Raw genomic sequence first — 24,508 nt, forward strand, 5'->3', positions numbered from 1 at the left:
TGAAACACCTTGTCGATTATGGATTCGACACAGCCATGACCGATCGACTATGGATTCGACACAGCCATGACCGATCGATTATGGCTTCGACAAAGCCATGACCAGTCGATTTCGGATTCGGTATAGCAATCCCAGGTCGGCGTACCTCTAAAGCATCCCCCAATCAGTCCCCTCTCTTTCTGGGAGAGGGCCAGGGTGAGGGGCTTTAAGGTTTCAACCACTTCTCAGTCAGCGCCGCCAAACGTCCATCCGCCTTGATCCGCTCCATCGCGCTCGCAAGACTGGCCTGAAACGCCGGATTACCCTTCTGGAACGGAATCGCCAAATCCACCGGCGCTGCCGCTTTCGGCTTCTCTTCCGTCAACGCCTGCACCAGCACCATCGGCCGTGGCTGCTCATCCTTCTTCGCCAGCAGCTGCGAATCGACCTTGCCGTACGGCTCGCTGAAGTCGAAACGATCCTTGAGTTCGGGTGTCAGTGCTATGTGGTTGAGCGCAACGTCGTACTTGCCGCTTTCAACGCCCTGGAGCAGGTCGGCTTCGTCAGTGACGATGAAGTCGGCGCGCACATCCAGCTCGTTGGCCAGCAGTTGCCCAAGCTCGACCTCGAACCCCGTGAGTGTGTCGCCATCCTTGAAATTGAAGGGCGGTGTATTAGCCTCAAGGGCAATGCGCAGCTCGCCACGGTCATTGACGTCATCAATCAGTTCGGCGTGAGCCAAAGGGCTCAGAAGGGGTAGCAGGCAGATCAGGCCAGGCAGAAAGCGCATGGTCACTCCTTTGAAATCATTATCGCGACGCTCTGAGTGAGGCTCGCTTTGCTATGGTTGTCGAGTGCCTTCGACAACGAATGGTCATGAAGTTGTCATGACCCTGCGGATTTTACGGAAAAACTGGAGAAGAAAATGAAAAGCTTTATGTCACGTGCAGCGCTGGCGGGTGTGCTGATGGGTGTTTCGGTACTGGCCAGTGCGGCTACTCCGGCCCCGAAGGGCGCCGAAGTGTTCATCGTTTCTCCCGAAGACGGGGCCACGGTTTCGCAGACCTTCACCGTCAAATTCGGTACCAAGGGCATCGCACTGGCGCCGGCCGGTGACGTCACCAAGAACACCGGTCACCATCACCTGCTGATCGACGCCAAGGAAATTGTTCCTGCCGGTTCGGTTGTCCCTACCGATGCCAACCATATGCACTTCGGCAAGGCGCAGACCCAGGCTGACATCAAGCTCGCCCCTGGCAAACACACCTTGCAGCTGGAACTTGGCGACAGCGGTCACATGGCATTCGATCCGCCAATCGTCTCGAAGAAAATCACCGTCAACGTCGAATAACGTTTCGGCGTGCATGAAAAAGGGAGCCCGAAGGCTCCCTTTTTTTGTCGCTCAACGCTTGATCAGAACAACACGCGGCTACGGATAGTGCCGTTGATGTGCTGCAGCTTCTCTTGCGCCAGATCCGAGTACTCGGCGTCGACGTCGATCACCACGTAGCCAACCTTCTCGTTGGTCTGCAGGAACTGACCGGAAATGTTGATGCCGTTTTCGGCGAAGACCTTGTTGATCTCGCTCATCACACCCGGGATGTTCTCGTGGATGTGCAGCAGGCGGTGCTTGCCAGGGTGAGCCGGCAGGGCCACTTCCGGGAAGTTCACCGACGAAACGGAGGTACCGTTGTCGCTGTACTTGACCAGTTTCTCTGCCACTTCCAGACCGATGTTGGCTTGCGCTTCGGCGGTCGAACCACCGATGTGCGGGGTCAGGATCACGTTGTCGAGGCCACGCAGCGGGCTTTCGAACTCTTCGTCGTTGGAGCGTGGCTCCACCGGGAACACGTCGATGGCCGCGCCGATCAGGTGCTTGTCCTTGATCGCGTCCGCCAGGGCGTCCAGTTCGACCACGGTGCCGCGCGCGGCGTTGATCAGGATGCCGCCCTTCTTGATGGCGCGGATTTCCTTCTCGCCGATCATCCACTGGGTCGCAGCGGTTTCCGGAACGTGCAGGGTGACGATGTCGGACATGCCCAGCAGCTCGGTCAGGCTGCCGATCTGAGTCGCGTTGCCCAGCGGCAGCTTGGTCACGGTGTCATAGAAGTACACCTGCATGCCCAGGCCCTCAGCCAGAACCGACAGCTGAGTACCGATCGAGCCGTAGCCGACGATTCCGAGTTTCTTGCCACGGATCTCGAAGGAGTTGGCTGCGGACTTGATCCAGCCGCCACGGTGGCAGGAAGCGTTTTTCTCAGGGATGCCGCGCAGCAGCAGGATCGCTTCGGCCAGCACCAGCTCGGCAACGGAGCGGGTGTTGGAGTATGGCGCGTTGAACACGGCGATACCGCGCTCGCGGGCAGCACTCAGGTCAACCTGGTTGGTGCCGATGCAGAAACAGCCGACCGCTACCAGCTTCTTCGCGTGATCGAAGATCTCTTCGGTCAGTTGGGTGCGCGAACGAATGCCGATGAAGTGAGCGTCAGCGATCTTTTCCTTGAGCTGGGCTTCCGGCAAGGAACCTGTCAGGTATTCGATGCTGGTGTAGCCCGCCGCCTTGAGGACGTCGACAGCCGATTGGTGGACGCCTTCGAGAAGAAGGAACTTGATCTTGCTCTTATCGAGAGAAGTCTTGCTCATCTGCGTAAACCTGTATCCCGGAGAAAAATGGCAGGGAGGGGAGCAGCCTGGAGCTGACCCAAACGGCAGGAAAGCCGTTACCGCAGAACTGGCCTTGGGCACTGGCCTGCGGGGTCGGTATGCTAGCATAGCCTCCCCGCTAAACACTCATTCCTGCGACGTGAAGCGTTCTCAGGATGACCATGAATTGTTCGAGAGTTCTGTCGATGACCAATCCTGCCCTGATTGATGAACTGAAGACCCTGGTCGAGCCTGGCAAGGTCCTGACCGACGCCGACTCCCTGAATGCGTACGGCAAGGATTGGACCAAGCACTTCGCCCCGTCGCCAAGCGCCATCGTGTTTCCCAAGACCATCGAGCAAGTGCAGGCCGTGGTGCGTTGGGCCAACACCCACAAGATTGCGCTGGTGCCGTCGGGCGGGCGCACCGGGCTTTCCGCCGCTGCGGTGGCGGCCAACGGCGAAGTGGTCGTCTCCTTCGACTACATGAATCAGATTCTCGACGTGAACCTCACCGACCGCACTGCCGTGTGTCAGCCGGGCGTGGTCACCGAGCATTTGCAGAACGTTGCCGAAGAAAAAGGCTTGTACTACCCGGTCGACTTCGCCTCGGCAGGTTCCAGTCAGATTGGCGGCAATATCGGCACCAATGCCGGCGGAATCAAGGTGATTCGCTACGGCATGACACGCAACTGGGTGGCCGGCATGAAAGTCGTCACCGGCAAGGGCGATGTGCTGGAACTGAACAAAGACCTGATCAAGAACGCCACCGGTTACGACCTGCGTCAGCTGTTCATCGGCGCTGAAGGCACCCTCGGTTTCGTCGTCGAAGCGACCATGCGTCTGGATCGTGCGCCGAAAAACCTCACCGCGATGGTCCTCGGCACCGCCGATTTCGACTCGATCATGCCGGTGCTACACGCTTTCCAGGGCAAGCTCGACCTGACCGCGTTCGAATTCTTCTCCGACAAGGCCCTGGCCAAAGTCATGGGCCGTGGCGACGTGCCGGCGCCGTTCGAGACCGACTGCCCGTTCTATGCATTGCTGGAATTCGAAGCTACCACCGAAGAAGTGGCCAACAGCGCACTGGAAACCTTCGAACACTGCGTCGAACAGGGCTGGGTGCTGGACGGTGTGATGAGCCAGAGTGAAACCCAGCTGCAGAATCTGTGGAAGCTGCGCGAGTACATCTCCGAAACCATCTCGCACTGGACGCCGTACAAGAACGACATCTCGGTCACCGTGTCGAAAGTGCCAGCGTTCCTGAAGGAAATCGACGCGATCGTCGGCGAACACTATCCGGACTTCGAAATCGTCTGGTTCGGCCACATCGGCGACGGCAACCTGCACTTGAACATTCTCAAGCCGGATAACCTGAGCAAGGACGAGTTCTTCGCCAAATGCGCGACCGTCAACAAGTGGGTGTTCGAAACCGTCGAGAAGTACAACGGTTCGATCTCCGCCGAGCACGGCGTGGGCATGACAAAGCGCGATTACTTGACCTACAGCCGCTCTCCGGTCGAGATCGAGTACATGAAAGCGGTGAAAGCGGTGTTCGACCCGAACGGCATCATGAACCCGGGCAAGATTTTTGCGGTTTGATCGACAATCTTTGATGAATCAATGAAGGCAGGAGTCGGTAAATGAGCTATCAGCACCAGTACGTCGACGGTACGCGCATTCACTTCCCGATCGGGAAAGTCGTGTGCATTGGCCGCAATTACGCCGAACACGCCAAGGAACTGGACAATCCGGTGCCTACCGAGCCGTTGCTGTTCATCAAGCCGGGCAGTTGTGTGGTGCCGCTGGAAGGCGGTTTCAGCATTCCGACCGAACGCGGTTCGGTGCACTACGAAGCGGAAATCGCCGTGTTGATCGGCAAACCGTTGTCGACCAAACCGAGCCGTGAAGAAGTGCTCGATGCCATTTCCGGTTTCGCCCCGGCGCTCGATCTGACCCTGCGCGACAAACAGGCCGAGCTGAAAGCCAAGGGTCTGCCGTGGGAAATCGCCAAATCGTTCGACGGCGCGGCGGTGCTTGCACCGTTCGTGGTCGGCAGCACCTTTGCTGACCTGACCGACATCGGCATTCGCCTGACCATCAACGGCGAAGTGCGTCAGGACGGCAACAGCAGCGCGATGCTCAACCCGATCGTGCCGATGATCCAGCACATGGCCGGCTGCTTCTCGCTGCAGGCCGGTGACGTGATCCTCACCGGCACGCCAGTGGGCGTCGGCCCGCTGAACGTTGGCGATGACATCGTCCTCGAACTGGTCGGCGCGAGCAGCTTCAACAGCAGCGTGCGCTAACCACCACACTGCAAATCCCCTGTGGGAGCGAGCTTGCTCGCGAAAGCATTTTGTCAGTCAACAAAGATGTCGACTGACACTCTGCCTTCGCGAGCAAGCTCGCTCCCACATTGTTTTGTGCTGCCCTGAAGATCGCTGGCAACACACGGCAATCCCGCCATTTGCCGTTTTTTTCACATCCTGTACGGATAATTCCTCTCATTCTGGCGTCTGAGCCGGCCTCTTTGTGCTATTACCCATAGCCTGAATTTTCGGAACGCGTCCCTCGATGTCATCTCAAACTCAGCTCAAACCCACCCGCCGTTCACGTTTCGCCCTGCGCTGGTATGTCTGGCTGTTGCTGGTGCTTGCCGCGGCATATGCCTTGGCGTTTGCCATGCATTGGGATGATCGCGGTGTGCTTTGGCTGCAGGAGCGCTTTGAAAGCCAGGCCGAGCAGAAGGAAAGCATCTGGCTGCCGGACTATCGGGTGGTCATCGATGCCAAACCGCTGAAGAGTATGGAGAAGGACGAGGCTTCGGATCTGGCGTACAACCCGCAGACCAAAACGCTGTTCTCGGTGATGGGCAAGAACCCGTTTCTCGCTGAACTGACGTTACAGGGCGATCTACTGCGCAAAATGCCGCTGGTGGGCTGGAGCAATCCGGAAGGCCTGACGATGATGGAAAACGGCTTGATGGCCATCGTCGACGAGCGCCAGCACATGCTGTCGATCGTCAAAGTCGATGCCGATACTCGCGAGCTGAATATCGCCGACTTCCCGAAATACGACCTCGGCCCGTCGAAAGACCAGAACAAAGCCTTCGAAGCCATTACCTGGGATTCCCACAACCAGCAATTGCTGCTCGGTGAGGAGCGGCCACCGGCGCTGTTCACCTGGAAAAGCGATGGCAGCCAGACCCTCAAGGGCGACAAGCAGAAACTTGCCAGTGATGAACTGGATATTCGCAACCTCTCGGCCTTGGCGATTGACCCGCGCACTCAGCACACACTGGTGCTGTCCGCCGACTCGCATCTGCTGCTGGAACTGGACGAGAAGGGCGAACAGGTCAGCTTCATGACCCTGCTTGGCGGCTTCAATGGCCTGAAAAACACCATTCCCCGCGCCGAAGGCGTGACCATGGACGAGGCAGGTACGCTGTACATGGTCAGCGAGCCCAACCTGTTCTATCGCTTCGAGAAACAGCAATAACTGTCCTCGCGGCAATTTCAGACATGTCTGATTGTCCTGACAGGCAAGTGGCCATTAAGCTTCAGTTCAGACGGGCGTGGTATTTCATCCGCCTGTTTTGATCCCGAGCCATCCACATGCGTCGACTTGCCCGCCCCAAGCCTCTGATTATCTTCCTGTCGGTGATTGCCCTGATCGCGTTGATTGCGATCGGTCAATACATGCGCCTGTTCGAGCGCGCCTGGTTTAACTTGCACACCCTGTGGAAACCGCAGAGTAGCGAGTCGATTGGGCTAAATCAGTATCGCGTGGAGATTGAGGCGCGGGTGATTGACGGGCTGGACGACGATGTTTCGGCGCTGACCTTCGATCCAGTGCGCAAAAGCCTGTTCACCGTGACCAACAAGAATTCCGAGCTGGTCGAATTGTCGCTTGAAGGCAAGATCCTGCGGCGCATTGCCCTGATTGGTTTTGGCGATCCCGAAGCCGTCGAGTACATCAGCGCCGACACCTACGTGATCACTGATGAGCGTCAGCAGCGACTGATCAAGATTCACTTGGAGGCAGGCACCACATTCCTCGACGCGGCGGACGCCGAGCAGATGACCCTCGGCGTGCATATGGCCAGCAACAAAGGTTTTGAAGGCCTGGCGTATGACTCGGTGGGTAAGCGTCTGTTTGTCGCGAAAGAGCGTAATCCGATGCTGATCTACGAAGTGCACGGCTTTCCGCACTTCAATCCGGAAAAGTCCTACGCGGTGCATGTGATCAACGACCCCAAGCGTGACGCCGGGATGTTTGTGCGCGATCTGTCGAGTTTGCAGTACGACGAGCGCAGCGGGCATTTGCTGGCGCTGTCGGATGAGTCGCGGTTGATTCTGGAGCTGGATGTCGGCGGACGGCCGTTGAGCACCATGTCCATCAGTGGCGGCCGGCAGGGTTTGAAGAAAACCGTGCCGCAGGCGGAAGGCATTGCGATGGATGATGACGGGACGTTGTATCTGGTGAGCGAGCCGAATCTGTTCTACGTCTTCAAAAAGCCTGCACAGCCCTAACTCACACCACAAAACACTGTGGGAGCGAGCTTGCTCGCGAAGGCGTCGTGTCAGCCAATGAAGATGTTGGCTGAACTGGCGCTTTCGCGAGCAGGCTCGCTCCCACAGATTTATTCGTCTGCCCATTAATTGCGGGCAGTCTGGGATTACTCAGCCTTGAGGGTTTTCACGCCTTCGCTAGTACCCAGCAGCAACAGGTCCGCCGGACGCGCCGCGAACAAGCCGTTGGTGACCACACCGACAATCGCATTGATCTGCGCTTCCAGCTCCACCGGGTTGGTGATCTGCAGGTTGAACACATCCAGAATGATGTTGCCGTTATCGGTCAAAACGCCTTCGCGGTACACCGGGTCGCCGCCCAGTTTCACCAGTTGGCGGGCGACGTGGCTGCGGGCCATCGGGATCACTTCGACCGGCAGCGGGAACTCGCCCAGCACCGGCACCAGTTTGCTGGCGTCGGCGATGCAGATGAAGGTCTTGGCCACGGCTGCAACGATCTTCTCGCGGGTCAGCGCTGCGCCGCCGCCCTTGATCAGGTTCAGGTGCGCGTCGCTTTCATCGGCGCCGTCGACGTAGAACTCCAGGTCGCTGACGGTGTTCAGCTCATACACCGGAATCCCGTGGCCCTTGAGGCGCGCGGCGGTAGCTTCGGAACTGGCCACCGCGCCATCGAACGCACCCTTGTGCTGGGCCAGGGCGTCGATGAAGCAGTTGGCGGTGGAGCCGGTGCCGACCCCGACGATGCTCTTGTCGTCGAGTTTCGGAAGGATGAAGTCGACGGCGGCCTGAGCCACTGCCTGTTTGAGTTGATCCTGGGTCATGCGGGCTCCGGAAGCGGGCAAGGTGAGAACGGAAAGGCCGGCATTATAGCCGCAAGCGAGGCTAAAACCTCTGGATTCGTGTGGTCGTCCGGGCAAAAGCCGGGTTAGACTCCTTGGCCCTGCCCAACCCGCTCAGTGATGCTTTCCGATGCTCGAACAGTACGTCAAAAAGATCCTCACCTCGCGCGTTTATGACGTTGCCGTAGAAACCCCGTTGCAGAACGCTCGCCAGCTCTCCGAGCGGCTGGGCAATGACATCTGGCTCAAGCGTGAAGACTTGCAGCCAGTGTTCTCGTTCAAGATTCGCGGCGCCTACAACAAACTCACCCAACTGACTGACGAAGAGCGTGCCCGTGGCGTGGTCACTGCGTCGGCGGGCAACCATGCGCAAGGTCTGGCCCTGGCGGCGAAAGTGCTTGGCGTCAAAGCCACCATCGTCATGCCCAAGACCACCCCCGAGATCAAAGTCGAAGGCGTGCGCTCGCGTGGCGGCAAAGTAGTGCTGCACGGTGACTCGTTCCCGGAAGCTCTGGCGTACTCGCTGAAACTGGTCGATGAAAAAGGCTACGTCTACATCCACCCGTACGACGATCCGCACACCATTGCCGGGCAGGGCACCGTGGCGATGGAAATTCTGCGCCAGCACCCGCAGCCACTGGACGCGATTTTCGTTCCGGTCGGCGGCGGCGGCCTGATCGCCGGCATCGCTGCCTACGTGAAATACCTGCGTCCGGACATCAAAGTCATCGGCGTCGAGCCGGACGACTCCAACTGCCTGCAAGCGGCGATGGCCGCCGGTGAGCGCGTGGTGTTGCCGACCGTGGGCATCTTCGCCGACGGCGTGGCGGTGGCGCAGATCGGCCAGCACACCTTCGATATCTGCAAAGACTACGTCGATGAAGTGATCACCGTCAGTACCGACGAGATCTGCGCGGCGATCAAGGATATCTACGACGATACCCGCTCGATCACCGAACCTGCCGGCGCATTGGGCGTGGCCGGGATCAAGAAGTACGTCGAGTTGCGCGGCGTCAGCGGCCAGACCTTTGTGGCCATCGACTCCGGCGCCAACGTCAACTTCGATCGCCTGCGCCACGTCGCCGAACGCGCCGAGCTGGGTGAAGGCCGCGAAGCGATAATCGCTGTGACCATCCCCGAGAAGGCCGGCAGCTTCAAGGCGTTCTGCGAAGCGATCGGCAAGCGCCAGATCACCGAATTCAACTACCGCTACAACACCGGCAGCGAAGCGCACATTTTCGTTGGCGTGCAGACCCATCCGGAAAACGATCCGCGCAGTGCATTGCTGGCGAGCCTGACCGAGCAGGGTTTCCCGGTACTCGACCTGACCGATAACGAACTGGCCAAGCTGCATATCCGCCACATGGTCGGCGGCCACGCGGCGCACGTGATTGATGAAGTGGTGTTCCGCTTCGAGTTCCCGGAGCGTCCGGGCGCGCTGTTCAATTTCCTCAACAAGCTCGGTGGGCGCTGGAACATCTCGATGTTCCACTACCGCAACCACGGCGCTGCCGATGGTCGCGTGGTCGCCGGTCTGCAAGTACCGCACGACGAACGTCATCTGGTGCCGGCGGCGCTTGAGGAAATCGGTTACCCGTACTGGGATGAAAGCGAAAACGCGGCCTATCAGCTGTTTCTTGGCTGAGCGGCTACGCTGATGGGCATGGCCCAAGGAAGAGAATTACATGGAAACCCTGACCACCCTGAAAGTCCTTCACGTCGCGGCGACCGTGGTCATACTCGCGAGCGGGCTGGGGCTTGCCGCCCTGACCTGGCGTAATCGCAGCGAAGGGCCGGCCAGCACGATGCAGCGTCCCTGGCTGTTTATCTGGTGTTTGATGCTGATCGGTATGTTCAGCATGCCTTTCACCGGCTGGTGGCTGGTGCACCTGATTGGCTGGCCATTGGGGCAGTTGTGGATTTTGGGGTCCAGCGTGATTTATGCCGTGGCCACGTTCAGTGCGGTCTGGCTGCTGGTGCGGCTTAATCGGCTGTGGACAACGGGGGTTGGCAACTGGAAATTCAATCTGGCCCTTGCGATTGTCAGCGGCGTCGGGTTTCTCGCCATTGCCGGGTTGATGGGGGCCAAGCCTGTTTAAGGCTTGAGACCGTGTCGACCCCATTCGCGAGCAGGCTCGCTCCCACAGGGGATTTGTGAACGACACAGATCCAATGTGGGAGCGAGCTTGCTCGCGAAGGCATATTCAGTCGCGCAGAGTAATGACCGGCCAGCCACGCTTTTCCGCCTCGGCCCGCAGATTCGGATCCGGATCCACCGCGACCGGATTCGCCACCTGCTCCAGCAACGGCAAATCATTCATCGAATCGCTATAGAAATAGCTGCCTTCCAGCGAATACCCGGTCTCCTCCAGCCAACGGTTCAGGCGCGTGACCTTGCCTTCGCGAAAGCACGGAATATCAGTGCTGCGCCCGCTGTAGCGGCCATCAACCATCTCGCATTCGGTGGCGATCAGCGTTTCAACACCCAGGCGCACGGCAATCGGCGCGGTCACGAAGCGGTTGGTCGCGGTGATGATCACCAGTTTGTCGCCGGCGTCCCGGTGTTTTTTCAGCAGTTCCAGCGCCTTCGGCAATACGATCGGCTCAATGCAGTCGCGCATGTAATCGTTGTGCCATTGCTCAAGCACGGCCATTTCGGTGCGGCCGAGGATCTCCAGGCAGAAGTTCAGGTACGCGGCGTTATCCAGTTTGCCGGCCAGGTAATCCCGATAAAACTCGTCGTTGCGAGCCTTGTACGCAATCGGGTCGAGGAAGCCGCGTTCACACAGATAGTCGCCCCAGGCGTGATCGCTGTCGCCGCCCAGAAGGGTGTTGTCCAAATCGAATAGAGCCAGGCGCATTGCAGTTACCCGCTGAAAAGTCAGTAAAAAGGCGACAAGAATACGGTCTTTTCACAAGAGTGCACATAAGGTAGGAAGCCTCGTTGCCGCCTTATCAACCTTTGTGGAACAATGCGGCGACATGCGTTTGCGAGGTTGTTGCCGTGATCGACCCCGATGGTTTCCGCCCCAATGTCGGGATCATTCTGACGAATGACGCCGGCCAGGTGCTATGGGCTCGCCGTATCAATCAAGATGCCTGGCAGTTTCCGCAAGGGGGAATCAACCCTGAAGAGACTCCGGAAGACGCCTTGTACCGCGAGCTGAACGAAGAAGTTGGCCTGGAACGTGAAGATGTTGAAATACTGGCCTGTACCCGGGGCTGGTTGCGCTATCGTTTGCCGCAACGTCTGGTGCGTACGCACAGCCAACCGCTGTGCATCGGCCAGAAACAGAAATGGTTTCTCCTGCGCCTGATCTCCAACGAGCAGCGGGTGCGGATGGATTTGACCGGTAAACCGGAGTTCGATGGCTGGCGCTGGGTCAGCTATTGGTATCCGTTGGGCCAGGTGGTGACATTCAAGCGCGAGGTGTATCGCCGCGCCCTCAAAGAGCTTGCCCCGCGCCTTTTAGCGCGCGACTGACGACGGAGTTCGACCCCGAGCCATGCTCAATACGCTGCGCAAGATCGTCCAGGAAGTTAACTCCGCCAAGGATCTCAAGGCGGCGTTGGGGATTATTGTGTTGCGCGTCAAAGAGGCCATGGGCAGCCAGGTCTGCTCGGTCTACCTGCTTGATCCCGAGACCAACCGCTTCGTCCTGATGGCCACCGAGGGCTTGAACAAGCGCTCGATCGGCAAGGTCAGCATGGCACCCAACGAAGGTCTGGTCGGTCTGGTCGGCACGCGTGAAGAACCCCTGAACCTCGAAAACGCTGCGGATCACCCGCGCTACCGCTACTTCGCCGAAACCGGTGAAGAGCGTTACGCCTCGTTCCTCGGTGCACCGATCATTCACCACCGCCGCGTCGTCGGCGTGTTGGTCATCCAGCAAAAAGAACGCCGCCAGTTCGACGAGGGTGAAGAAGCCTTCCTCGTGACCATGAGCGCACAGCTTGCAGGCGTTATCGCCCATGCCGAGGCCACCGGTTCGATCCGTGGTCTGGGCCGTCAGGGCAAGGGTATTCAAGAAGCCAAGTTCGTCGGCGTGCCGGGCTCGCCGGGTGCGGCGGTCGGTACCGCGGTGGTCATGCTGCCGCCGGCCGATCTCGACGTGGTGCCCGACAAGACCATCACCGACATCGACGCTGAACTGGCGCTGTTCAAGACCGCCATCGAAGGCGTGCGCGCCGACATGCGCGCGTTGTCCGCCAAACTCGCGACCCAACTGCGTCCGGAAGAACGCGCACTGTTCGACGTCTACCTGATGATGCTCGACGATGCCTCGCTGGGCAGCGAAATCACCACCGTGATCAAGACTGGCCAGTGGGCGCAGGGCGCGCTGCGTCAGGTGGTCACTGAGCACGTCAACCGTTTCGAACTGATGGACGACGCCTACCTGCGTGAGCGTGCGTCGGACGTCAAAGACCTCGGTCGCCGCCTGCTCGCCTACTTGCAGGAAGAGCGCCAGCAGAACCTGGTCTACCCGGAAAAAACCATTCTGGTCAGCGAAGAACTGACGCCGGCGATGCTCGGCGAGGTTCCGGAAGGCACACTGGTCGGTCTGGTCTCGGTACTCGGCTCGGGTAACTCGCACGTCGCGATCCTCGCCCGAGCGATGGGCATTCCGACGGTGATGGGTCTGGTCGACCTGCCGTACGCCAAGGTCGACGGCATCGAAATGATCGTCGACGGCACACGCGGTGAGGTTTACACCAACCCGAGCGAAGTGCTGCGCAAGCAGTTCGCCGAAGTCGTCGAAGAAGAGAAACAACTGGCGCTGGGCCTCGACACCTTGCGTGACCTGCCATGCGTGACCCTCGATGGCCACCGCATGCCGCTGTGGGTCAACACCGGCCTGCTGGCCGATGTGGCGCGGGCGCAGAAGCGTGGCGCCGAAGGTGTCGGCCTGTACCGCACCGAAGTGCCGTTCATGATCAACCAGCGCTTCCCGAGCGAGAAGGAACAACTGGCGATCTACCGCGAGCAGCTCGCCGCGTTCCACCCGCAACCGGTGACCATGCGCAGCCTCGACATCGGCGGTGACAAGTCGCTGTCGTACTTCCCGATCAAGGAAGACAACCCGTTCCTCGGCTGGCGCGGCATTCGCGTCACCCTCGACCACCCGGAAATCTTCCTGGTGCAGACCCGCGCGATGCTCAAGGCCAGCGAAGGCCTGAACAACCTGCGGATTCTGCTGCCGATGATCTCCGGCACCCACGAACTCGAAGAAGCCCTGCACCTGATCCACCGGGCCTGGGGCGAAGTGCGCGACGAAGGCACCGACGTGCCGATGCCGCCGATCGGCGTGATGATCGAGATCCCGGCAGCGGTGTACCAGACCAAGGAGCTGGCGCGGATGGTCGACTTCCTGTCCGTCGGTTCCAACGACTTGACCCAGTATTTGCTGGCGGTCGACCGTAACAACCCGCGTGTGGCCGATCTCTACGACTACCTGCATCCGGCGGTGCTGCAAGCCCTGCAGACCGTGGTGCGCGATGCCCATGCCGAAGGCAAACCGGTGAGTATCTGCGGCGAAATGGCCGGTGATCCGGCGGCCGCAGTGCTGTTGATGGCGATGGGCTTCGACAGCCTGTCGATGAACGCCACCAACTTGCCGAAAGTGAAGTGGATGCTGCGTCAGGTCAATTTGAGCAAGGCTCAGGAATTGCTGGCGGAGCTGATGACTATCGACAACCCGCAAGTTATCCACAGCTCGCTGCAATTGGCGCTGAAGAACCTTGGGTTGTCGAAGATGCATCCGCCGGCGGTGGTCAAGGCCCTCTGAATCAAAAGCCCCTCACCCTAGCCCTCTCCCAGAGGGAGAGGGAACTGATTGGGGGATGCTGCAGAACTCCGCCGACCTGAAAGTGCTGTGTTGAATCCATAATCGACTCACCCGGACAAGAAGGTGCTGTGTTGAATCCATAATCGATTCACACGGACTAGAAGGTGTTGTGTTGAATCCATACTCAACTCGGTCTGTCAGGTCGATGTATGGCTTAAGACACCTCGGTCGGCCCCCTCTCCCTCCGGGAGAGGGCTGGGGTGAGGGTTGGCTTTTAAGCTGTTATTTCCACTTCACCCAAATGCCCGCCATACGGCCCAAAACTCCGCTCCACCATCCGCCGAGTCCCGTCCGCCTGAACGATCAACGCCGTACTCGCCCGCGTCCCATAACTCTGACTGGCAATAAACACACTCGACAACAAAGTCTCAGTCGCCAACCCCACCCCTGTATCCGGCAGCTCAGCCGACGGCGCAACCTGCGCATCACTCAACAACCCCAACAACCGCGCAGGCGTCGGATCATCCAGCACTGCACCTAACGCTGCCTTGGCCTTGAGCAACTTCGGCCACGGCGTATCCAGCCCGGCATTGGATAATCCGTAAACCCCCGATCCCAGCATCACCGGTTCCGACATCCGCGCATTGAAGTGCCACAGCTCATGACTATTACCGAGCAACAGATTAAACCCGGCATATTCCGCCGCACGCCCGACCACTTCGCTCAAATAATCATCAATCGACGCATCGCCGGTCAGAAACCGCGCCACCAACTCACCCCGCGACTTGCGCGCTGGCGCCTGCTGCGGATCGCGGATATTGGTCAGCGCGGCAAAGCGCCCGTTGGCGCCGATCCCCAGCCAGGTGCCGCCTGCTTCAAGATCACGCCCCGCGTGCACATGCGGCGCCTCCGGCCACTGCGCCATTGGCAGGCTTGGCCGGGCGTAGAACTCGTCACGGTTGGCCGCGACGATCAGCGGCTGGGCATGGCCTGGGCGCCAGGCGAAAACAATCAGGCACATAAGGTGGTCCTTGTGTGTTTTTTGCTCACTCTACGCATCCGGCGTCCGTGCATCCATCGCCAGTGGAGCCAAAGGGTGTGCATCCGTTACCATGCCGCTCCGGTTTTGCGGATGCGGTCTGGGGAGACGGTCATGGAATTTCTGCTCTATCTGGCGCTGGGCGCCTGTGCGGGCGTGCTGGCCGGGCTGTTCGGGGTTGGCGGCGGGATCATCATCGTGCCGGTGCTGGTGTTCAGTTTCACCTTGCAGGGCTTTGATCAGTCGATCCTCACCCATCTGGCGGTCGGGACGTCGCTGGCGACGATCATCTTCACCTCGGTCAACGCCGTGCGTGAGCATCACCGTCGAGGCGCAGTGCGCTGGCCGATCTTCATGTGGATGGCCGTCGGCATCCTGCTCGGTGCAGGTTTCGGCGCGCTGACTGCGGAAGCGATTTCCGGGCCGCACCTGCAAAAGATCATCGGCGTGTTTGCCTTGATCATCTCGGTGCAACTGGCGCTGGACATCAAACCCAAGGCCAGCCGAACGGTGCCGGGTAAACTCGGTCTGACCGTGGCCGGTAGCATCATCGGATGGGCCTCGGCGATTTTTGGCGTGGGCGGCGGTTCGCTGACCGTGCCGTTCCTGACCTGGCGCAGCGTGCCGATGCAGCAAGCGGTGGCAACCTCATCGGCCTGCGGTCTGCCGATCGCCCTGGTCAGTGCATTAAGTTTCATGATTCTGGGGTGGCACGATCCGTTGTTGCCACCGCATAGTCTCGGTTTTGTTTATTTACCGGCGCTGCTGGGCATCGCCCTGACCAGCATGGTTTTCGCCCGCATTGGCGCGCGTTTGGCACATCGGTTGTCGCCGCGCTTGCTGAAACGGCTGTTCGCCGCTTTGCTGTTCAGCGTGGGTCTGAGCTTCTTGCTTTAACCACTTCGCAATCCTGGCTTAATCCTGTGGTGGCAGCGTCGCCCGGGAATTTTGGTTTCAACTCTAACGAGGAGTCGCAATGCTGCCTTACCCGCAGATCGACCCGGTGGCCCTGGCCATCGGTCCGCTGAAAATCCACTGGTACGGTCTCATGTACCTCGTCGGCATCGGCGGTGCGTGGCTGCTGGCGTCGCGCCGGCTCAACCGTTTCGACCCGACCTGGACCAAGGAGAAACTCTCCGACATGGTCTTCTGGATGTCGATGGGCGTGATCGTTGGCGGGCGCCTGGGCTATGTGCTGTTCTACGATCTGAGTGCCTACCTGGCCAACCCGACGCTGATTTTCGAAGTGTGGAAGGGCGGCATGTCGTTCCACGGCGGGTTCATTGGCGTAATGCTCGCAGCCTTGTGGTTCGGCAAGCGTAACGGCAAGTCGTTCTTCCAGTTGATGGACTTCGTCGCACCAATGGTGCCGATCGGCCTGGGCGCCGGGCGTATCGGTAACTTCATCAACGCCGAGTTGTGGGGTAAGGCCACCGACGTGCCGTGGGCGATGGTCTTTCCGCCGTTCAGCGATCCGGCGCAACTGCCGCGTCACCCGTCGCAGCTGTACCAATTCGCGCTGGAAGGCGTGGCGCTGTTCCTGATCCTGTGGATTTTCTCGCGCAAACCGCGTCCGACCATGGCCGTTTCCGGCATGTTCGCGCTGTTTTACGGCATCTTCCGGTTCATCGTCGAGTTCGTCCGCGTCCCGGATGCGCAACTGGGCTATCTGGCCTGGAACTGGCTGACCATGGGCCAGGTGCTCTGCGTACCGATGATCGTCGGCGGGCTGTTCCTGATCTGGCTGGCCTATCGTCGCGCACCGGCAGCACCGCTCGCGCCGACGGCTTAAACTACGAACCCCGGCGCGCGACGCCGGGGCTCAAAGGACACAGGTAACTCATGAAGCAATATCTCGAACTGGTCTCGCACGTCATTCAGAACGGCACCAAACAAGCCAACCGCACCGGTATCAACACCATCAGCTTCCCGGGTGCGATGCTGCGTTTCGATCTTCAGGAAGGTTTTCCGGCGATCACCACGCGCAAAATGGCCTTCAAATCGGCCATCGGCGAGATGTGCGGGTTTCTCCGTGGCGTGAACAACGCCGCTGAATTCCGGGCGCTGGGCTGCAAGGTCTGGGACCAGAACGCCAACGAAAACGCGCAGTGGCTGGCCAACCCGTTCCGTCAGGGCGACGACGACCTCGGCGAAATCTACGGCGTGCAATGGCGCAAATGGCCGGCGTACAAGCAGATCCCGCTGAGCAACAGCGCCGCCATCGAACAAACCCTGGCCAACGGCTACAAGCAGATCGCTCAAGGCGAAGAAGACGGCCAGGCCTACGTGGTGCTGTACAAAGCCATCGACCAGGTGCGTCAGTGCGTCGACACGATCATCAACGATCCCGGCAGCCGCCGCATCCTGTTCCACGGCTGGAACGTCGCCCAGCTCGATGAAATGGCCCTGCCGCCATGCCATCTGCTGTACCAGTTCCACCCGAATGTCGAGACCAAGGAAATTTCCCTGACCCTGTATATCCGCTCCAACGACCTGGGTCTGGGTACGCCGTTCAACCTCACCGAAGGCGCCGCGCTGCTGAGCCTGATCGGTCGCCTGACCGGCTACACGCCGCGCTGGTTCACCTATTTCATCGGTGATGCGCACGTCTACGAGAACCACCTGGACATGCTCAACGAACAGCTCAAGCGCGAGCCGTTCGCCATGCCGAAGCTGAAAATTTCGGATCGTGTGCCGGAGTTTGCCAAGACCGGTGTTTATCAGCCGGAGTGGCTGGAGCTGGTCGAGCCGAGCGATTTCTCGCTGGAAGGCTACGAACATCACGCGCCAATGACCGCGCCAATGGCGGTCTAGTCAGCAGGATCGTTCCCACGCTCTGCGTGGGAATGAATCCCGTGACGCTCCGCGTCACTTTGGACGCGGAGCGTCCATGGCGGCATTCCCACGCGGAGCATGGGAACGAGCGCCAACGTCAGTGGCCGTGGCTGCGGCCTACGTGGGAGTGTTCGACTTCGGTTGCGACGACTCCGCCGCTGACCTCCAGCCGCTGCAAAATCCCGCATTGATCGGCCATCGGCCCTTCGCCACAACGTTGGCGCAGGTCGAGCAGTTGTGTCTGCAACGCCAGCAACCCATCAATCCGCGCCTTCACATGCTGGATATGCTCGTCGATCAGCGTATTCACGCTTTCACACTGATCCTGCGGGCTATCACGCATGGCCAACAGACTGCGAATCTCTTCGAGGGTCATGTCGAGGGTGCGGCAGTTGCGGATAAAGGTCAGGCGTTCGGCGTGGGCCTGGGTGTAAACGCGGTAGTTGCCGTCGCTGCGAGCCGGTTCCGGCAGCAGGTTTTCGCGCTCGTAGTAGCGGATGGTTTCCACGGCGCAGTCGGTGAGTTTGGCCAGTTCTCCAATCTTCATGACGACAATCTCCAAAAGGGTGCTTGACCCTATAGTGGCTACAGGGTCTTTACTTGGCAACAGGCACCTTCATGGACGCGACCAATGAGCGATTCCCAGCACACCCACAAGCCCGGCGACGGCCACGATCACAGTCATAAATTGCAGCCTGTGCATAAACATTCACAGGGTGGCGATGCTTGCTGCGGATCGAAAGTCGCTGCGCCGGCACCGGTTCATGCGCACGAAGATTCCTGCTGCTCGTCGAAAGCCGCCGCGCCTGCGCTGGTGCAACTGAGCGAAAAGACCAGCGCCGATGCGCGACTGAGCAGTTTCCGTATCGAGGCGATGGACTGCCCGACCGAGCAGACGCTGATCCAGAACAAGCTCGGCAAACTCGCCGGCGTGCAGCAACTGGAATTCAACCTGATCAACCGCGTACTCGGCGTGACCCATAACCTGCCGGGCACTGAGCCGATCACCGAAGCGATCAAATCCCTCGGCATGCACGCCGAGCCCCTGGAGGCGGGCGTCGAAGCACCGGCCCCGGCGCCATTGAAAAAGCACTGGTGGCCCTTGGCGCTGTCCGGTGTCGGCGCCCTCGCTGCCGAAGTCATCCACTTCACCAACGCCGCGCCCACCTGGGTGGTGGCGATCATCGCGCTGGTGTCGATCCTCAGCGGTGGCTTGAGCATCTATAAAAAGGGCTGGATCGCCCTGAAGAACCGCAACCTCAACATCAACGCGCTAATGAGCATCGCCGTCACCGGTGCCATCCTCATCGGCCAGTGGCCGGAAGCGGCGATGGTGATGTTCCTGTTCACCGTCGCCGAGTTGATCGAAGCGCGCTCGCTGGACCGTGCGCGCAACGCGATCAGTGGTCTGATGCAGATGACGCCGGAGCAAGCCACGGTGTTGCAGGCTGACGGTTCGTGGATTGAGCAGGACGTGAAGAGCGTCGAGCTCGGCGCCCGCGTGCGAGTGAAACCCGGCGAGCGCATCGCGCTGGACGGCGAAGTGGTCAGCGGCAGTTCGACCATCGACCAGGCACCGATCACCGGGGAAAGCCTGCCGGTGGAGAAGACCGTCGGCGATAAAGTCTTCGCCGGCACCATCAACCAGGCCGGTTCGCTGGAATACGCGGTGACCGCAGCGGCGAACAACTCGACTCTTGCGCGGATCATCCACGCCGTCGAGCAGGCCCAAGGCGCGCGTGCGCCGACCCAGCGCTTCGTCGATCAGTTCTCGAAAATCTACACGCCCGTGGTGTTCGTATTTGCCTTGGCCGTGGCGATCATTCCGCCGCTGTTCATGGGCGCTGTGTGGTTTGACTGGATCTACCGTGCGCTGGTGTTGCTGGTGGTCGCGTGCCCATGTGCATTGGTGATTTCCACCCCGGTGACCATTGTCAGCGGCCTTGCGGCAGCTGCGCGCAAAGGCATTCTGGTCAAGGGCGGCGTGTACCTGGAGGGCGGCTTCAAACTGGATTATCTGGCGCTGGATAAAACCGGGACGATCACCCACGGCAAACCGGTGCAGACCGATTACCTGTCGCTCGATCCAACCGCCGATGCCACCGCACCGGCAATTGCCGCTGCCTTGGCCGGTCGCTCCGATCACCCGGTGTCGCTGGCCATCGCCAATGCCGCTGTGGATAAAAACTTCGCGGCGCTGATTGTGGATAACTTCGAAGCGCTGGGCGGGCGGGGCGTCAAAGGCGACATCAACGGCCAGACCTACCACTTGGGCAACCATCGTCTGGTCGAAGAACTCGGCCTGTGCTCGCCAGCACTGGAAGAAAAACTCTTCGCGCTGGAGAAGCAGGGCAAATCCGTGGTGTTGCTGCTCGACAGCTCTGGCCCGCTGGCACTGTTCGCCGTGGCCGACACCGTCAAGGAGACCAGCCGCGAAGCGATCCGCCAATTGCATGAACTCGGGGTGAAAACCCTGATGCTCACCGGCGACAACGTCCACACCGCCCAAGCGATTGCCGCACAGGTCGGGATCGACGAAGCGCGTGGCGACTTGCTGCCGACCGACAAGCTGCAAGCCATCGAAGAGCTTTATGCACAGGGCCGCCGAGTCGGCATGGTCGGCGACGGCATCAACGACGCGCCGGCACTGGCCCGCGCCGAGATTGGTTTTGCCATGGCCGCGGCCGGTACCGACACCGCGATTGAAACCGCCGATGTCGCCCTGATGGACGACGATCTGCGCAAGATTCCGGCGTTCATCAGCCTGTCGCGCAATACCGCAAGCATCCTGAAACAGAACATTGCGTTGGCACTGGTGATCAAGGCTATCTTTCTTGCGGTAACCTTCGCCGGGCTCGCCACCATGTGGATGGCGGTGTTCGCCGACATGGGCGTAAGCCTGTTGGTGGTGTTCAACGGTTTGCGCCTGCTGCGCAAATAGATGAGGAAAGGTTGTGCTGAGTGCCGAGCTGAAAGCGTTTTACATGGTCGCCCGCCTGGGCAGCATCACGCTGGCGGCGAAAAAACTCGGTCTCAGCCAACCGACCGTGACCACGCAGATCCGCAATCTGGAAAGCCAGTATTCGGTGGAGCTGTTCTACCGTGGCGGCCGGCGTCTGAGCGTCAGCGACGAAGGTGCGAGGTTGCTGCCGATGGTCAAGACGCTGTTGCAGCAGGAGGCCGACATCGAGTTCTTCCTGCGCAACAGCGGTCAGGTGCAGGGTACTTTGCGCATTGCCGCGACGGCGCCGTATTACATCCTCGATCTGGTGAAGACCTTCCGCGAGCGCTTGCCGCAGGTGGAAGTGTCGGTGGAAATCGGTAACTCGCAGCAGGTGCTCGAAGCGCTGGAGGATTACCGAGTGGACGTCGCCGCTTCGTCACAGTTGCTCGACGATGCGCGATTGATTCGCCGGGTGCTCGGTACTGATCCACTGGTGCTGGCGGTGCATCGCAACCATCCGCTGGCGGCCCATGATCATGTGACATTGAGCGCACTGGCCGGGCATACCTTGTTGATGCGCGAAACCGGGTCAACGACGCGGCGGCTGACTGAAGAGTTGCTGGCCAGCGCCGGGGTGAGTTTCGGTCCGTTGCTTGAGATTGGCAGCCGTGAGTCGATCCGTGAGGCGGTACTGCGCAATATCGGCATCAGCATCATTGCCCGTCAGGAAGTGCCGCATGACCCGCAGTTGCGCGTGTTGACGATCGAGAATGCGCCGCAGATTCCTGAATATCTGTATTGCCTGAAGGAGAGGAAGGGCGCGCGGTTGCCGGCGGCGTTTCTTGGGTTGGCACAGGAAATGTCCCCTGCGTAATGATCGTTCCTACGCTCCGCGTGGGAATGCAGCCTGGGAAGCTCTGCGTCCCAAGAGCCGAACGCGGAGCGTCCGATGAGGCATTCCCACGCAGAGCGTGGGAACGATCGGTAGTGAACCAAAATCCCCGAATACCACTATCGGCCGTTTTTGCCTCACTGCCACATGACGGACGCATTACAACTCTAGGATTGGCCCCATCTGCTTGATGAGGTCTGTCCATGAATCCTGCCATCGCAACTGCCCTGACCAACCCCGGTGCGCCGATGAAAGTGCGCGGCGTACAGAAACGCTTCGGCGCGTTCACTGCGCTGGATAACGTCTCCCTCGACGTCGCCGCCGGTGAGCTGGTGTGCCTGCTCGGCCCGTCGGGCTGCGGCAAGACCACGTTGCTGCGCTGCATCGCCGGTCTGGAAAAGCAGGACAGTGGCGAGCTGTACCTCGGCGACCGCGACGTTTCGCACCTTGCCCCGCAAGCCCGCGACTACGGGATTCTGTTCCAGTCCTACGCGCTGTTCCCCAATCTGACCGTCGAAGCGAACATTGCCTACGGCCTCGCTGGCAGCGGTCGTGATGAAGTACGCCGTCGCGTCGGCCAGATGCTGGAACTGGTCGGCCTCACTGGCAGCGAGAAAAAATTCCCCGGCCAATTGTCCGGCGGCCAGCAACAGCGCGTTGCTCTTGCTCGGGCCTTGGCACCAGCACCATCGCTGCTGTTGCTCGATGAACCGATGTCCGCCCTCGACGCCCGCGTCCGCGAGCATCTGTGCACCGAACTGCGCCAGCTGCAACGCAACCTCGGCATCACCACGCTGATGGTCACGCACAATCAGGACGAAGCCATGCTGATGGCCGACCGCATCGCCGTGATGAACAACGGCCGCGTCGAGCAATACGCCACCCCGCAGGAAATCTACAACCGCCCGGCCACGCCCTTCGTGGCGGAGTTCGTTGGTCAGGGCAACTGGCTGCCGTTCCAGCGCAGCAGCGACACTCACGCGCAGGTCGGCGGAATGAACCTGCGCCTCAGCGACGGCAGCATCCAGCGCGCCTCGGGCCGGTTGTTCTGCCGCCCGGAAGCGATAAACGTCAATCCGCCAGTGCATGAAGAAAACCTGTTCCCGGCCAAAGTCCGCGAGATCACTTTCCTCGGCAACCGCTGCCGCATGAGCTTCGAACTCGATCAACTGCCGGGCCACGCACTGCTCGCCGAACTCGCCCCGGAAGCCATGCCGCGCCTCGGCGCCCAGCAAATCATGGTCGCCTTGCCGCCGCGCAGCCTGCAGGTGTTTGCCTGATGAACAGCAACCTCGCGCTGCCGCTACCGCACAAGCAGGTGCGACAGTCCTCGAAAGCCGAGATTGGCGACCGCATTTTTGTCGTCGGCGGCAAAGTTGTCTTGCTGCTGTTGCTCGGCGTCGCAGTGTTGCTGCCGTTGCTGGCGATCTTCTGGCGCGGCTTCAGCAGTGAAGCCGGGCAGGGCGGTGGCTGGTTCGCGGCGAAGGAACTGGTTAGCAGCGAGAATTTCCACTGGCTGCTCGGCAACAGCCTGAAAGTTTCCCTCAGCGTCGCGGCCATCGTCGTACCGCTGGCCTACCTGTTTGCCTACGCGCTGCAACGCACGCTGATTCCGGCGAAGGGCATCTGGCGCGGGATTTCCTTGCTGCCGCTGATGGCGCCGTCGATGCTGCCGGGGATTGCACTGGTTTATCTGTTCGGCAATCAGGGCATGTTGCGCGGGCTGCTCTCGGACAACATCTACGGGTTCTGGGGGATTGTGCTAGGCGAGGTGATCTACACCTTTCCCCATGCGCTGATGATTTTGCTCTCGGCGTTGTCGCTGGCTGATGCGCGATTGTTCGACGCTGCGTCGAGCATGGGCGCCAGTCCCGCCAAGGCGTTTCGCAGCATCACCTGGCCGGCCACTCGCCAAGCGGTGTTTGCCGCGTTCTGTCTGGTGTTCACCCTGACCATCACCGATTTCGGCGTGCCGGTGGTGGTCGGTGGCGACTATCAAGTGCTGGCGCTGGAAGCCTACAAAGCCGTGGTCGGCCAACAGCAATTCGGTCGCGGCGCGTTGATCGGCATGGTGCTGTTACTGCCGGCGCTGTTCAGCTTCGGCGTCGATGCGTGGTTGCGTCGGCGACACGGCGATTCCATGAGCGGGCGTGCGCAGGTGTTCAAACCGGCACCGTCGAAACTGCGCGATGGCTGCTATCTGGCGATTGTTGTGCTGATCAGCGCCGCGTTGATTCTGGTGTTCGGCATGGCGGTGTTTTCCTCGCTGGTGAAGTTCTGGCCGTACAACCTGTCGCTGTCACTCAATCATTACCAGTTCAACGAAACTGCTGGCGGTGGCTGGCTGGCCTACAGCAACAGTTTGAAGATGGCTTTGGGCACGGCGTTGATCGGCAGCGTGCTGATTTTCACCGGCGCTTACCTGATGGAGAAAACCCGCAGCCAACGCGGCCTCAACCTGGCCCTGCGCATGCTCAGTTTTGTGCCGATGGCGGTGCCGGGGCTGGTGCTCGGTCTGGGTTACGTCTTCTTCTTCAACCTCACGGGTAATCCCCTGCATGTGCTCTACGGGACGATGACGCTGCTGATCGTCTGCACGATTGCGCACTACCTGACCACCGCACAAATGACCGCGACCACCGCGCTGCGCCAACTCGATGCCGAGTTCGAAGCCGCCGCGCTGTCGCTCAAAGCGCCGCTGTACCGCCACTACCTGCGTGTCACTGTGCCGATCTGCCTGCCGGCGCTGCTCGACATCGTGCGCTACCTGTTCGTCTCGGCGATGACCACGGTTTCTGCTGCGATCTTCCTCTACAGCCCCGACACCATCCTTGCGGCGGTCGCGGTGCTGAATATGGATGACGCCGGCAACGTCGGCGGTGCGGCGGCGATGTCGACCCTGATTCTGTTCACCTCGGCGGGCGTGTCCTTGCTGCTGGCGTGGGCTTCGCGCGGCTTGCTGCGCCGTTCTCAAGCCTGGCGGCAAACCGCGCCCGGTCACTGATTCCAACCCCGTT

The 24,508-nt window shown here is 60.3% G+C and carries 22 protein-coding genes; 16 read left to right on the forward strand and 6 right to left on the reverse strand.

Going from position 1 to position 24,508, the window contains the following annotated elements; translation table 11 throughout:
- Nucleotides 1–205 precede the first annotated feature (205 nt).
- Entirely contained in the window at nucleotides 206–769 is a 564-nt protein-coding gene (locus AC0ZWN_RS17155) for a transporter substrate-binding domain-containing protein (protein ID WP_093429789.1), read from the reverse strand.
- Between the two features lie 135 nt (nucleotides 770–904).
- On the opposite strand from AC0ZWN_RS17155, the gene AC0ZWN_RS17160 reads away from it, so the two are divergent.
- The gene (locus AC0ZWN_RS17160) at nucleotides 905–1,330 is read left to right on the forward strand and encodes a DUF4399 domain-containing protein (protein ID WP_095049424.1); all 426 of its coding nucleotides are present in this window, start codon (nucleotides 905–907) and stop codon (nucleotides 1,328–1,330) included.
- Nucleotides 1,331–1,392: 62 nt separating this feature from the next.
- On the opposite strand, the gene serA is transcribed toward AC0ZWN_RS17160, so the two are convergent.
- A complete protein-coding gene (gene serA / locus AC0ZWN_RS17165) occupies nucleotides 1,393–2,622 on the reverse strand; it encodes a phosphoglycerate dehydrogenase (protein WP_008085296.1) in 1,230 nt (409 codons plus the stop codon).
- Between the two features lie 206 nt (nucleotides 2,623–2,828).
- Between serA and AC0ZWN_RS17170 the strand changes: the two genes are divergently transcribed.
- The 4 genes from AC0ZWN_RS17170 to AC0ZWN_RS17185 all read left to right on the forward strand — a co-directional run bounded on the left by AC0ZWN_RS17170 (nucleotide 2,829) and on the right by AC0ZWN_RS17185 (nucleotide 7,156).
- Nucleotides 2,829–4,223, forward strand: coding sequence for an FAD-binding oxidoreductase (locus AC0ZWN_RS17170; protein WP_257356567.1), 1,395 nt, complete (start codon nucleotides 2,829–2,831; stop codon nucleotides 4,221–4,223).
- A 41-nt stretch (nucleotides 4,224–4,264) separates the two neighbouring features.
- The gene (locus tag AC0ZWN_RS17175) at nucleotides 4,265–4,930 is read left to right on the forward strand and encodes a fumarylacetoacetate hydrolase family protein (protein WP_095186939.1); all 666 of its coding nucleotides are present in this window, start codon (nucleotides 4,265–4,267) and stop codon (nucleotides 4,928–4,930) included.
- Between the two features lie 268 nt (nucleotides 4,931–5,198).
- A complete protein-coding gene (locus tag AC0ZWN_RS17180) occupies nucleotides 5,199–6,122 on the forward strand; it encodes an SdiA-regulated domain-containing protein (protein WP_476335846.1) in 924 nt (307 codons plus the stop codon).
- Nucleotides 6,123–6,238: 116 nt separating this feature from the next.
- A complete protein-coding gene (locus AC0ZWN_RS17185) occupies nucleotides 6,239–7,156 on the forward strand; it encodes an SdiA-regulated domain-containing protein (RefSeq protein WP_476335848.1) in 918 nt (305 codons plus the stop codon).
- A gap of 146 nt (nucleotides 7,157–7,302) precedes the next feature.
- Here AC0ZWN_RS17185 and rpiA read toward each other — a convergent pair whose 3' ends face one another.
- Nucleotides 7,303–7,977: a ribose-5-phosphate isomerase RpiA gene (gene rpiA / locus AC0ZWN_RS17190; RefSeq protein ID WP_007913886.1), complete on the reverse strand. Its 675-nt coding sequence runs from the start codon at nucleotides 7,975–7,977 to the stop codon at nucleotides 7,303–7,305.
- Between the two features lie 148 nt (nucleotides 7,978–8,125).
- Between rpiA and ilvA the strand changes: the two genes are divergently transcribed.
- Nucleotides 8,126–9,640 (forward strand): threonine ammonia-lyase, biosynthetic, encoded by a 1,515-nt coding sequence (gene ilvA, locus AC0ZWN_RS17195; RefSeq protein ID WP_476335850.1) that lies wholly within the window; start codon nucleotides 8,126–8,128, stop codon nucleotides 9,638–9,640.
- A 40-nt stretch (nucleotides 9,641–9,680) separates the two neighbouring features.
- On the forward strand, nucleotides 9,681–10,094 hold the full coding sequence (locus AC0ZWN_RS17200) for a DUF2269 family protein (RefSeq protein WP_460066378.1): 414 nt from the start codon (nucleotides 9,681–9,683) through the stop codon (nucleotides 10,092–10,094).
- A gap of 105 nt (nucleotides 10,095–10,199) precedes the next feature.
- On the opposite strand, the gene AC0ZWN_RS17205 is transcribed toward AC0ZWN_RS17200, so the two are convergent.
- Nucleotides 10,200–10,856, reverse strand: a complete 657-nt coding sequence (locus AC0ZWN_RS17205; protein ID WP_476335852.1) for a histidinol-phosphatase — start codon at nucleotides 10,854–10,856, stop codon at nucleotides 10,200–10,202.
- Between the two features lie 143 nt (nucleotides 10,857–10,999).
- On the opposite strand from AC0ZWN_RS17205, the gene AC0ZWN_RS17210 reads away from it, so the two are divergent.
- Nucleotides 11,000–11,479, forward strand: coding sequence for an RNA pyrophosphohydrolase (locus AC0ZWN_RS17210; RefSeq protein WP_003229203.1), 480 nt, complete (start codon nucleotides 11,000–11,002; stop codon nucleotides 11,477–11,479).
- Between the two features lie 22 nt (nucleotides 11,480–11,501).
- On the forward strand, nucleotides 11,502–13,781 hold the full coding sequence (ptsP, locus tag AC0ZWN_RS17215) for a phosphoenolpyruvate--protein phosphotransferase (RefSeq protein ID WP_093429796.1): 2,280 nt from the start codon (nucleotides 11,502–11,504) through the stop codon (nucleotides 13,779–13,781).
- Between the two features lie 274 nt (nucleotides 13,782–14,055).
- Here the strand turns inward: ptsP and AC0ZWN_RS17220 are convergent, their stop codons facing one another.
- On the reverse strand, nucleotides 14,056–14,802 hold the full coding sequence (locus AC0ZWN_RS17220) for an NRDE family protein (protein ID WP_476335853.1): 747 nt from the start codon (nucleotides 14,800–14,802) through the stop codon (nucleotides 14,056–14,058).
- A 132-nt stretch (nucleotides 14,803–14,934) separates the two neighbouring features.
- On the opposite strand from AC0ZWN_RS17220, the gene AC0ZWN_RS17225 reads away from it, so the two are divergent.
- From AC0ZWN_RS17225 to AC0ZWN_RS17235, 3 genes are all read left to right on the forward strand, one after another.
- Entirely contained in the window at nucleotides 14,935–15,717 is a 783-nt protein-coding gene (locus tag AC0ZWN_RS17225) for a sulfite exporter TauE/SafE family protein (protein ID WP_160042245.1), read from the forward strand.
- A 79-nt stretch (nucleotides 15,718–15,796) separates the two neighbouring features.
- Nucleotides 15,797–16,612 (forward strand): prolipoprotein diacylglyceryl transferase, encoded by an 816-nt coding sequence (lgt, locus tag AC0ZWN_RS17230; RefSeq protein WP_016983202.1) that lies wholly within the window; start codon nucleotides 15,797–15,799, stop codon nucleotides 16,610–16,612.
- 50 nt (nucleotides 16,613–16,662) lie between these two features.
- On the forward strand, nucleotides 16,663–17,634 hold the full coding sequence (locus tag AC0ZWN_RS17235; protein ID WP_102901367.1) for a thymidylate synthase: 972 nt from the start codon (nucleotides 16,663–16,665) through the stop codon (nucleotides 17,632–17,634).
- Between the two features lie 118 nt (nucleotides 17,635–17,752).
- On the opposite strand, the gene cadR is transcribed toward AC0ZWN_RS17235, so the two are convergent.
- Nucleotides 17,753–18,202, reverse strand: coding sequence for a Cd(II)/Pb(II)-responsive transcriptional regulator (gene cadR / locus AC0ZWN_RS17240; RefSeq protein WP_016983204.1), 450 nt, complete (start codon nucleotides 18,200–18,202; stop codon nucleotides 17,753–17,755).
- 84 nt (nucleotides 18,203–18,286) lie between these two features.
- On the opposite strand from cadR, the gene AC0ZWN_RS17245 reads away from it, so the two are divergent.
- The 4 genes from AC0ZWN_RS17245 to AC0ZWN_RS17260 all read left to right on the forward strand — a co-directional run bounded on the left by AC0ZWN_RS17245 (nucleotide 18,287) and on the right by AC0ZWN_RS17260 (nucleotide 24,495).
- Complete coding sequence (locus AC0ZWN_RS17245; RefSeq protein WP_476335854.1) at nucleotides 18,287–20,596, forward strand: heavy metal translocating P-type ATPase; 2,310 nt, start codon at nucleotides 18,287–18,289, stop codon at nucleotides 20,594–20,596.
- Between the two features lie 13 nt (nucleotides 20,597–20,609).
- Nucleotides 20,610–21,473: a LysR family transcriptional regulator gene (locus tag AC0ZWN_RS17250; RefSeq protein ID WP_093429801.1), complete on the forward strand. Its 864-nt coding sequence runs from the start codon at nucleotides 20,610–20,612 to the stop codon at nucleotides 21,471–21,473.
- A gap of 221 nt (nucleotides 21,474–21,694) precedes the next feature.
- The gene (locus AC0ZWN_RS17255) at nucleotides 21,695–22,771 is read left to right on the forward strand and encodes a putative 2-aminoethylphosphonate ABC transporter ATP-binding protein (RefSeq protein WP_093429802.1); all 1,077 of its coding nucleotides are present in this window, start codon (nucleotides 21,695–21,697) and stop codon (nucleotides 22,769–22,771) included.
- Nucleotides 22,771–24,495: a putative 2-aminoethylphosphonate ABC transporter permease subunit gene (locus tag AC0ZWN_RS17260; RefSeq protein ID WP_476335855.1), complete on the forward strand. Its 1,725-nt coding sequence runs from the start codon at nucleotides 22,771–22,773 to the stop codon at nucleotides 24,493–24,495. The genes AC0ZWN_RS17255 and AC0ZWN_RS17260 overlap by 1 nt, the downstream gene beginning before the upstream one ends.
- The last annotated feature ends 13 nt before the right edge of the window (nucleotides 24,496–24,508 follow it).

This window comes from Pseudomonas sp. 3B-A001-10F (assembly GCF_056313565.1).